The sequence below is a fragment of the Streptomyces sp. NBC_00086 genome (assembly GCF_026343255.1).
GTDB lineage: Bacteria > Actinomycetota > Actinomycetes > Streptomycetales > Streptomycetaceae > Streptomyces.
In genome coordinates this window covers 219,204-228,766 of the sequence record NZ_JAPELZ010000003.1, presented here as the reverse complement: position 1 = coordinate 228,766, position 9,563 = coordinate 219,204, and the positions used below count along the sequence as shown (strand labels likewise).

The following is a 9,563-nucleotide window of genomic DNA, read 5'->3' as shown; positions in this document are numbered from 1 at the left end:
AGCGGTGTGTGCGGGCGGGCCGTGCGCACGGGTGCCTGAGCCGTGCGCACGGCCCGCCGTGGTGCGGCGGAGCGGCGGTGCGGCGGAGCGGCGCTGCTGCGGCGACGGGCCGGATCAGCCGGCGGCCTGCTCCGCCATGCGGCGGCGCAGGCTGGCCGGACGCATGTCGGTCCAGATCTCGTCGATGTGCGCGAGGCACTCCTCGCGGCTGCCTTCGGTGCCCTCGGCGTGCCAGCCGGCCGGGAGGTCACGGTCGGCCCACCAGACGGAGAACTGCTCCTCGTCGTTGTGGACGACGCGGAAGGCGGCGGGGGCGGACTGCTGTTCGGACATGGGTGTCTCCTGGAGAGGGGGTCGGTCGGGTGTCATACGGAGGTGGTGAGGGGGGGTTCCCAGAGGTGGGAGACGGCTCCGAAGTGCTGGGTGACCCAGGCGTCGGAGTAGACGGTGTCGAGGTAGCGGTCTCCGCCGTCGGGGAAGACGAGCACGCACTGGGAGCCCGCCGGGATCCGGTCGGCGAGCTGCTCCAGGGCCGCGACGACGGCTCCGGAGGAGGCCCCCGCGAGGACGGCCTCGCGGCGCACCAGCCGGCGGCAGGCCGCGACGGCTTCGAGGTCGGGTACGTGGACCACCTCGTCGGCCAGGGTCAGGTCGGCGAGCGGCGGCCGGATGGCCGCGCCGTGGCCGGGCAGCAGCCGGGGGCCCGGCGGGTTGCCGAAGATGGCGCTGCCGGCGGCGTCCACGCCCACGACGGTGGTGTCCAGGTCGTGCGCGCGGATGTACTCGGCGCAGCCCCGCAGGGTTCCGAAGGTGCTGACGGCCGAGAAGAGGTAGTCGACGCGGCCGCCGAGGGCACGGTCGATCTCCTCCATCGTGCGGTGGTGCGCGATCGGGTTGAGCGGGTTGCTGTACTGGTTGGGCCAGTAGGCGCCCGGCAGCTGCTCGGTCAGTTCCCGGACCCGGCGCAGCCGGGCGGGCAGGAACTCGCCGGTCTGCGGGTCGGGTTCGGTGACGACCTCCACCTCGGCCTGGTAGGCGCGCAGCAGGTCGATGTTGCGTGCGGTGGTACGGGCGTCGACGACGCAGATGAAGCGCAGGCCGAAGCTGCGGCACAGCTGGGCCAGTCCCACGCCGAGGTTGCCGGAGCTGGACTCGACGACCACGGACCGGGCGGGTTCGAGTTCGCCGGTGGCGACCTTGTCCGCGAGCAGGCGCAGGGCGGTGCGGTCCTTGATGCTGCCGCCGGGGTTGAAGCGTTCCATCTTCGCGTAGATCCGGGACCGGAAGTCGGGCAGGAGCCGGTCCAGTGCCACCAGCGGGGTGCCGCCGATGGTCTCGCGCAGCCCTTGGGCGAGGGCGCGGCGTCCAGGCTTCATGAGGGGCGGGTCTCCCCGGGCAGGAAGCCCTCCACCTCCACGCCCAGCCCCTTGGCGGCGGCTTCGGCGTGGACGCGGGCGGCCAGGGCGATGTCGAGGGCGCCGAGTCCGAAGGGGGAGTAGACGAGGGTGCGGGCGGGGTCGCGGCGGAAGGAGGCGGGGTCGCGCAGGATCCGGCCGATCTCGGCGTCGACGAAGTCCCGGTTTCCGGTGGCCTGTTCGGCGAGGTGGATCGAGGTCTGCTCGCGGCTGACGTGGTCGGTGTCGTCGGTGACGTTCTGCGCCGCGAGGATGTCCTCGACCTTGATGTCGCGCAGGGAGACGTGCAGGACGGTGGACCCGGTGGCGAGCGGGGCGAGGTCGAGGTGGGGCGCGGCGGCGGTCGTGGCGAGGGAGACCAGGCGGTGGGCCGCGAGGGCCTCGCCGGCCGTGTCCGCGACCGTCACGCCGAGGCCGGTGAGCTCGGCGGCGCGGCGGGCGAAGAGCTCGGCGCGGGCCGGATCCTGGTCGTGGACGGTGACCCGGCGCAGCCCCGGCAGCTCCGAGCGCAGGAAGCGCAGCACTTCCAGGTTGATGACACCACAGCCGATGAGTGCGGCGCCGTGGGTGTCCGGCTCGGCGGTGAGCAGCCGCGCGGCGACGGCCGCACTGGCGGCGGTCCGCTTGGCGGAGATCACCGAGCCCTCGACCAGGGCGGCCGGGCGGCCGGTTCCCGCCTCGTTGAGGATGATCGCCGCGCTGGCGCGTTCCAGACCCTGTTCGAGGTTTCCGGGAAAGGAGGATATCCATTTCATCCCGGTCGCGGGCTCGTCTCCTCCGACGAACGCGGGAAGACCGATGATGCGGTCGCGCGGGGCGTCCGGAAAGCGCAGGAATATCGAGTGCGGCAGTGCGGTACGGCCTTCGTCATGGGCCTTGTACGTCTTTTCCACGACGTCGGCGACGAGGCGTTCCTGCCCGTCCAGTATCTGCCGGACGTCGGCATGACGCAGAATCAGCATGGTGTCGCTTCCTTATGCTCGAAGTTCTCCGGGCAGCGGTCCCCGCCGGCCGGAGCGACGATGACGCAGTTCGATCCGGCCGGAATCCGGTGGGCGAGCTGGACGAGGGCCGCGGCGGCCGCGCCCGCCGTGGAGTCGGCGAGCAGCCCCTCGGTGCTCAGCAGCCGTTCCCGCATGAGGGCCGCTTCCTTCTGGTCGACCCACACCACGTCGTCGACGCCGAAGGGGATCGCCAGCGGGCCGGTGGGCACCGGGGCGGGCCCGCGGCTGACCCCGACGACGGCGGTGTCCAGGCCCTGGATCCTGGCGAACTCGGCGCAGCCGCCGAGGGTGCGGGGGTAGGCGAGGTCGCACAGGACCAGGTCGACCCGGTCTTCCAGGGCCTCGGCGATCTCCCGCATGGTGTCGCTGTCCTCCTGCGGCCACACGGGGGCGGCGCTGGTGCTGAGGCGGAACGCCGGGGAGACGGTGGCGATGATCTCCGCCATCCGCTCGGGGGCGGTTCCGGGGGCGACCGCCTCGTGGCGCGCCCCGTAGGCGGTGAGGAGCGCCGGGAAGGGGTCCGGTGCTCCGCCCTCCAGCAGGGCGAGGAAGTCGATGCCGTAGTAGCGGCACACCTGCGCGAGGGAGACGGCGAGTTCGGGGGTGCAGATCTCGACGGCGAGCGAGCCGTCCGGGACGCGCCCCTCGCGCCGGATCACCTCCCGGACCAGGGAGAGCGCCGTGCGGTCCTCGATGCTTCCGCCGGGGTTGTGGCGCTCCATCTTCATGAAGACGCGGGACGGGAATCCGTCGAGGAGGCGGCTCAGCTCCACGAGCGGGGTGCTCCCGATGGTGGAGATGATTCCTCGGTGTACGGCCTGGTTCACTCGTTTCCTCTCTCTCCCTGGACCGCAGGGATGCCTGAACCAATGTGCGGGGGGCCTCTATCAGCCATCTATGCGAATCCCTGCGTCCGTCTCCGCGAGGCGGTGGTGGACGACGGGGCCCGCGCCGGCCGCCTCCTGGGCCACCGCTCCGAAGAGGGGCGGGACCAGCGGGAGGTCCTCGACGCGCCAGGTCGAGGGGCCGGTGGGTTCGGCGTGGTGGACCAGCGCCGCGGGACGGGTCTGCGGCTGTACCTCGACGCCCGGCAGGTCGACGACGATGCCGACGCCGCTGGCCTTGAGCACGGCCTCCTTGCGGGTCCAGCAGCGGAAGAAGGCCTGCCGGCGGGATTCCGCGTCCGGCCGCCCCTCGATGTGGGCGAGCTCGGAGCGGGACATGACCAGCAGCGAGGACTCCTCGGAGACCTCGGTGGCGGCGCCGTCCTCGATGTCCACGCCCACTTGGCGGCCGGCGGCGATCGCGAGCAGCCAGTGGGACCCGGACCGCGAGAGGTTGAACTCCAGGGAGCGGTCGGGCCATTCGATGCCGGGCCGGCCGTGGGGCGCTCCCCCGCAGCGCGGGCAGGCGCGGCGGCCGATGCGCAGCGCCTCGGCCTCCACGCCGGCGTACCGGGCGAGGATGCGGCGTACGGCGGCGTGGACGCCCGCGTAGTGGACGCCCGCCCCGGCCGCCATGCCGCGCAGTTGCTCGCGCTCCTGGGCGCAGAGCACGGCCCGGTCGGCGGGTGAGAGCAGGCCGGGCGCGCGGCCCTGCCAGACGTGGACGGCGCCGGTGTCGAGCAGGTTCCGGTGCAGTGCGGTGACCGCCGGGGACCGGAGTGCTGCCGGGGTCCCTGACGCGCCCATCAGCCGGACATCGCCACGAGGACCCGGCGGGTGCCCGTGAACGGCCGGCGGCCGTGCGCCAGCAGGACGTTGTCGATGAGCATCAGGTCGCCCTCGCGCCAGTCGACGTCGACGGCGTTGTCCAGTGCGCGGTCGCGGATCTGCTCGACGAAGGCGGTGGGGATGGGGCTGCCGTCGGCGAAGGTCACGGCTTGCGGCAGGTCCTCGGCCGGCATGATCGCCGCGAGCTGTGCGGCGGTGTCGTCGCCGAGTCCGGCGGGGTGCCACTGGTCGGCCTGGTTGAACCAGACCTCGGCGCCGGTGACGGGGTGGCGGGTGGTGGCCGGGCGGTGCTGGGAGATGCGCAGTCCGCCGTCCGCCTTCCAGGTCCATTCGGCCCCGGAGGTGGCCAGGAAGGCCTCGACGTCGTCGCGCTCCTTGGTCTCGAAGGTGTCCTGCCAGCTCTTGCCTAGGCCGTAGCCGTCGTGCAGGTTCTGCAGGTAGCGGACGCCGCCGGCGAAGGCCTCGCGGACCTCGGGGTCGAGCGCGCCGAGCCAGCGCGCGGCGTCCAGGGCGGGGGTGGCGCCGCCCGTGGCCGCGGCCTTCTCGCAGTAGAACGCGAGCCGGGTGGGCCACTGGTGGGCGTAGCTCATCTCGTTGTGCATGGAGATGGTGAACTCGGGCGGGTACTCGGTCGAGGTGTAGACGTTGCCGCCGACCTTCGTGCGGGGGGAGTTGCCGTGTACGTAGGCGAGCCGGTTGGGGAGCAGCAGGTCGAGGACGTCCGGGAGGCTGTCGGGGGTGATCCCGAAGCCCCGCAGGACGATCCCCTTCTCCTTGGTGAGCAGGGCGGCCAGGCCCTCCTCCCCGGCGGTCTCGGCGAGCTGTCCGGCGAGCCGGTCGGCGCCGGCCCCGTCGGCGCTGATCTCCAACGGGGCCCAGGTGCCCGTCCTGTCTTCGGCCGTGCTCTGCATGGTCGGATCCCTCTTCTCTGCGCACGTGTTCGTGTGACGTAACCGAGGGTCGGCCGGGCAGCATGCCGAAAACTATGCGGCCGCTACAGCGCCGGCCCGCGGCGCCGTCCGGCCGCGTCCCGGTCAGACGGAGACGCTGCCGTCGACGGCCGGGCTGTTGCCGAAGGCCTTGACGGCCTGGTAGTAGGTCCAGGCGGTGGAGTCGCACGAGGTCTTCTTGAGGCCGGAGTAGGCGGAGCAGACCCGCTTGAGGTCGCCGTAGAAGGCGTCGTCCAGGCGCGGCTTGTTCGTGCTGAAGGAGCCCGCCGCCTTGTAGTTGCGGTAGCCGAAGTCGTGGCGGGCGCAGGCGGTCTGGAAGGGGAAGCCGAGCGGGTTGTCGGGCGAGGAGCTGCAGTAGTCGGTCGACCAGTCGAAGCCGTACGCGGACCAGCTGCCCTGCGAGGAGCGGGCGGCGCTCCAGGCGTTGTAACTGACCGTGCCGTTCTGGGTCCAGCTGCTCAGCACCTGGGGCTTGTCGGCCGGCGCGGCGGTGGCCGGGCCCGCGAATGCGACTATGCCGGTCACGGCGGTGGCGACAACGGCGGCGAGGCGACGGCGCATCAGAGTCCTCCAACAGACGGGGCGCCGGGATTTTCCCGGGCCGGGCCATCAGAGTGGAGGCGGCGCTTATCGGGGATCCCCGCCGCAGCTATACGGAACCTTTTGGCGAACGACCGTTCCATTTGCCCGAAGCGCACGGATAAACCACACCCCAAAAAGGGATTCACCTGGATCTACTCGTCGGTAACTGATCACATGGGCGGGTGCATCGGGGGGATTGCACGAAGGCGCTGGGAAGAGACCGGGGGGACCGCGGCGGTGCGAGAGGTCGTCTTCAGACTTTTGGGTCCTCTCGACGTGCACATCGGCGGAAAGGCCCTACGGCCGGGCGGCGCCCGGCAACGGACCGTGCTGACCATGCTGTTGCTGTCACCGGGCCGCATCGTCTCCGTCGACAGCCTGATCGAGGCGGTATGGCCGGACGGCGCTCCGACCACCGCCCGCAACCAGATCGCCATCTGCATCGCCGGCCTGCGCAAGGTCTTCAACGCGGCGGCGGACGCTTCGGGGCTGATCGCCACCTCGCACCCCGGCTACGTCCTCAACCCGCTGGACCACCGCATCGACTCGGTCCTCTTCGAGGACCGGGTCCGCCAGGCCCGGGAGTTCAGCCGCGGCGGCCGCACCTCCGATGCCTGCGACAGCTTCGCCGAGGCCCTCTCCCTGTGGCGGGGCCGCGCCCTGGACGGCATCAGCGGGGCCCGGATCGAACAGGAGGCGGCCCGCCTGGAGGAACTGCGGCTGGACGTCCACGAGGAGTACGCCGGCCTGCGCCTCCAGCTCGGCCGGCACCGCCCCCTGATCCCCGAGCTCACGGCCCTGGTGGCGGAGAACCCGCTGCGCGAGCAGGCGCGGGCGCACCTGATGCTCGCCCACTACCGCTCGGGACGGCGTGCGGACGCGCTGGTCGTCTACCGCGAGGGCCGCAGGCTGTTGGTCGACGAGCTCGGCATCGAGCCGGGCTCGGTCCTGCAGGGACTGCACGACCTCGTGCTGCGCGACTCGCCCGAGCTCACCCAGCCGCGCGCCAATCCCGCCCCGGCGCCCGCGACGGCCGCCGCCGCCCAGCTCCCCGTCGCGTCGGCCTCGTTCACCGGGCGGGCCAAGGAGCTCAGCGAGCTCGACCGGATGCTGGACGAGCGGCTGGGCCAGTCGCCCCTGACGATGGCCGCGATCAGCGGCATAGGGGGCGTCGGCAAGACGGCCCTCGCCGTCCAGTGGGCCAACCAGATCGCCGCCCGGTTCCCCGACGGCCAGATCTTCGCCGACCTCCGCGGCTACGACGAGACGTACGAGCCGGTCTCGCCGGCCACCACGCTCGACCGCTTCCTGCGCGACCTCGGCGTGCCGACGCACCAGATCCCCGCCGACCCCGGCGAGCGGGCCGGTCTCTACCGCAGCGTGCTGGGCGGCAAGCGCGTGCTGATCGTGCTGGACAACGCCCGCTCCTTCCAGCAGATCCAGCCGCTGCTGCCGGGCAACGGGCGCTGCTGCGTGATCATCACCGGCCGCGACCTGATGGACGATCTGATCGGCGACTACGCCGTCCTGCGCATCGGCCTGAACGCGATGGACCCCCAGGAGGCCACCGCCCTCCTCGGGGAAGTGGCGGGCGAGCAGCGGATCAGCGCCGACCCGGGCGCCGCGGAACGGCTCGGGGTGCTGTGCGACCGGCTGCCGCTGGCGCTGCGCATCGCCGGAGCTCGGCTGGCGGCGAAGCCGCACTGGTCGGTGCGGAACCTGGTCACGCGGCTGGAGGACCAGCGCCGGCGGCTGGACGAGCTGAGCCCGGGCGAGGGCGGGGTGCGGGCGGGCTTCCGGCTGAGCTACCGCGACCTGCCGGCGCCCGCCCGGCAGCTGTACCGCCGGCTGGGCCTGCTGACCGTGCCGGACTTCTCGGCCTGGGTGGGCGCGGCGCTGGCCGATGTCGCACCGATCGACGCCGAGGACCTGATCGAGCAGCTGGTCGACGCGCAACTGCTGGAGGTCGCACCGCCCTCGGGGCCCGCCACCCGCTACCGCTTCCAGGACCTGCTGCGGCTGTTCGCCCTGGAGTGCGCCCAGGCGGAGGAGAGCGAGGAGGACCGCGGGGCCTCGCTGGCCCGGGCGTACGGCGGCTGGCTGGGCCTCGCGGACATCGCGCGCCGGCGCACCTACGGCGGCAACCACGTGATGGGGTACGGGGAACTGACGCCGTACGCGCTCCCGGACACGCTGGTCGAGGAGCTGATGGCCGACCCCGTGGAGTGGCTGGAGTCGGAGCGCACCGCCCTGGTCGACGTCGTCCACCAGGCGGCGGACTCGGACCGGTCGGCCGCCTACGCCTGGGCGCTGACGGTGAACAGCACCACGCTCTTCGAGGCCCACAACTACCTGGAGGCCTGGCGGTCCTGCGCCGAGCAGGCGCTGGCCGCCGCGGTCCGCACCGGCGACGCGCTCGGCGAGGCGACGATGCTGCGCTCGCTGGGCACGCTGGCGATCTACCAGCGCCAGTACGAGGAGGCCGAGCCGGTGCTGGTGCGGTCGGTGGCGCTGTTCGACGCGTCCGGAGAGGTGCACGGCCGGGCGGTGGCCCTGCGCAACCTGGCGCTGTGCGCCCGCTTCTCCGGCGACCTGGAGGGCGCCACCAAGGACGCGCGGGAGGCGCTGGAGGGCTTCCGGTCGACCGGTGACACGGCGGGCGAGTCCCATGTCCTGGGGCTGCTCGCCCAGCTGGAGCTGGAGCGGGGCAACACCGCCGAGGGGATCGCGCTGTGCACGGAAGCCATAGCCAAGAGCCGGGAGGCCGGCAGCGTACGGGGGGAGACCCAGAACACCTACCGGCTGGCCGAGGCGCTGCTGCGGCACGGCGATCCGGCGGGCGCGGAGGAGACCTGCTTCAAGGTGCTGGAGCTGACCCGCGAGGACGGCGACCGCCTCGGTGAGGCGCACTCCCTGCGCGGCATCGGCGAGGCGCGCTGGCGCCAGGGCCAGTGGGAGGCGGCGGAGTTCGTGCTGCTCCAGGCGCTGGAAGTGGCCAAGGAGGTGTCCGACCGGTTCCTGCGCGCCCGGATCGAGACCGATCTGGGCCTGTCGTCGGCGGTCCGGGGCTCCGGCGACGCCGTGCGCTGGCTCACCTCGGCGCGGGCGGTCTTCGCGGAGCTCGGCGCGGTCGTGTGGCGGGAACGGGTGGACGAGGCGCTGACGGTCGTCACGGCGGCCGGGGCGCTCCCCGTGCCGCCGGACGGACTGGTCCGCGTACTGGAGGGCTGAGCGTCTGCGGCGGCCCCCGGCGCTCAGGTCCAGGGAACCTCCGGGACGAGGCCCCCGACGACCTCGACGACCTCACCGATCACGCCGATCACGCCGGGGATCGGTCCGGTCCAGGGCACCTCGCCCTGGACGCCGGTGGCGACGGGCGCCGGCGGCTGCTCGCTCGCCGCCGCCCCTCCCGCCGATCCGACCGTCAGTGCCAGTGCGGCGACCACGGCGGAAAGAGTGGTAGCGAGGGCGGTGCGGGTGCTTCGCATGCGTCGTCTCCTAGTCGAATCCACTTCGGCGCCGCTGCGGTCGGCGACAAGCAGGACGCTATGGAGCTGCGCTGTCGGAGCGATATTGGTTCGATTAACGCACAGGTGTCACTCCCACCTGGGAGGAAGGATTCCGGAACGCACCGCGAGCCCCACCGCCGGTGGGCGGTGGGGCGCACGGATGTGTGGGGGGTGTGAGCCCGGGTCAGGCGTTGTTGTTGCCGTTGTTGTTGCCGTTGTTGTTGTTCTCGTTGTCGACGTTGTTGTTGCCGTTGTTGCTGTTGTTCCCGTTGTTGCTGTTGTTGCTGTTGTTGTTGTTCATCGCGGGGTCCTTTGTGTCGGGTGGGTATCGCACTCAGCGGGATCAGCCTCCGCGCCGGGGCTATATCCC

9 protein-coding genes are annotated in these 9,563 nt (G+C 72.4%); 1 reads left to right on the top strand and 8 read right to left on the bottom strand.

The genetic code is table 11. The features are described 5' to 3' along the window. Positions 1-114: 114 nt before the first annotated feature. The 7 genes from OG276_RS39750 to OG276_RS39720 form a co-directional block, all read right to left on the bottom strand. On the bottom strand, positions 115-333 hold the full coding sequence (locus OG276_RS39750) for an MbtH family NRPS accessory protein (RefSeq protein WP_266914539.1): 219 nt from the start codon (positions 331-333) through the stop codon (positions 115-117). A gap of 32 nt (positions 334-365) precedes the next feature. Then, positions 366-1,376: a 2,3-diaminopropionate biosynthesis protein SbnA gene (gene sbnA, locus OG276_RS39745; RefSeq protein ID WP_266914537.1), complete on the bottom strand. Its 1,011-nt coding sequence runs from the start codon at positions 1,374-1,376 to the stop codon at positions 366-368. Then, complete coding sequence (gene sbnB / locus OG276_RS39740) at positions 1,373-2,377, bottom strand: 2,3-diaminopropionate biosynthesis protein SbnB (protein WP_266914535.1); 1,005 nt, start codon at positions 2,375-2,377, stop codon at positions 1,373-1,375. The genes sbnA and sbnB overlap by 4 nt, the downstream gene beginning before the upstream one ends. Further along, positions 2,371-3,246, bottom strand: coding sequence for a pyridoxal-phosphate dependent enzyme (locus OG276_RS39735; RefSeq protein ID WP_266914533.1), 876 nt, complete (start codon positions 3,244-3,246; stop codon positions 2,371-2,373). Before OG276_RS39735 ends, sbnB begins: the two co-directional genes overlap by 7 nt. A gap of 60 nt (positions 3,247-3,306) precedes the next feature. Next, the gene (locus OG276_RS39730) at positions 3,307-4,110 is read right to left on the bottom strand and encodes a 4'-phosphopantetheinyl transferase superfamily protein (protein WP_266914531.1); all 804 of its coding nucleotides are present in this window, start codon (positions 4,108-4,110) and stop codon (positions 3,307-3,309) included. Beyond that, a complete protein-coding gene (locus OG276_RS39725; RefSeq protein WP_266914529.1) occupies positions 4,110-5,063 on the bottom strand; it encodes a TauD/TfdA family dioxygenase in 954 nt (317 codons plus the stop codon). The genes OG276_RS39730 and OG276_RS39725 overlap by 1 nt, the downstream gene beginning before the upstream one ends. A gap of 123 nt (positions 5,064-5,186) precedes the next feature. Beyond that, positions 5,187-5,663, bottom strand: coding sequence for a phospholipase (locus OG276_RS39720; RefSeq protein WP_266914527.1), 477 nt, complete (start codon positions 5,661-5,663; stop codon positions 5,187-5,189). Positions 5,664-5,858: 195 nt separating this feature from the next. On the opposite strand from OG276_RS39720, the gene OG276_RS39715 reads away from it, so the two are divergent. Next, positions 5,859-8,915 carry an AfsR/SARP family transcriptional regulator gene (locus OG276_RS39715; protein ID WP_266914525.1) on the top strand — a complete coding sequence of 1,019 codons (3,057 nt, stop codon included), beginning with the start codon at positions 5,859-5,861 and terminating at the stop codon, positions 8,913-8,915. Between the two features lie 23 nt (positions 8,916-8,938). Here OG276_RS39715 and OG276_RS39710 read toward each other — a convergent pair whose 3' ends face one another. Beyond that, the gene (locus tag OG276_RS39710; RefSeq protein WP_266914523.1) at positions 8,939-9,172 is read right to left on the bottom strand and encodes a hypothetical protein; all 234 of its coding nucleotides are present in this window, start codon (positions 9,170-9,172) and stop codon (positions 8,939-8,941) included. Positions 9,173-9,563: the final 391 nt, after the last annotated feature.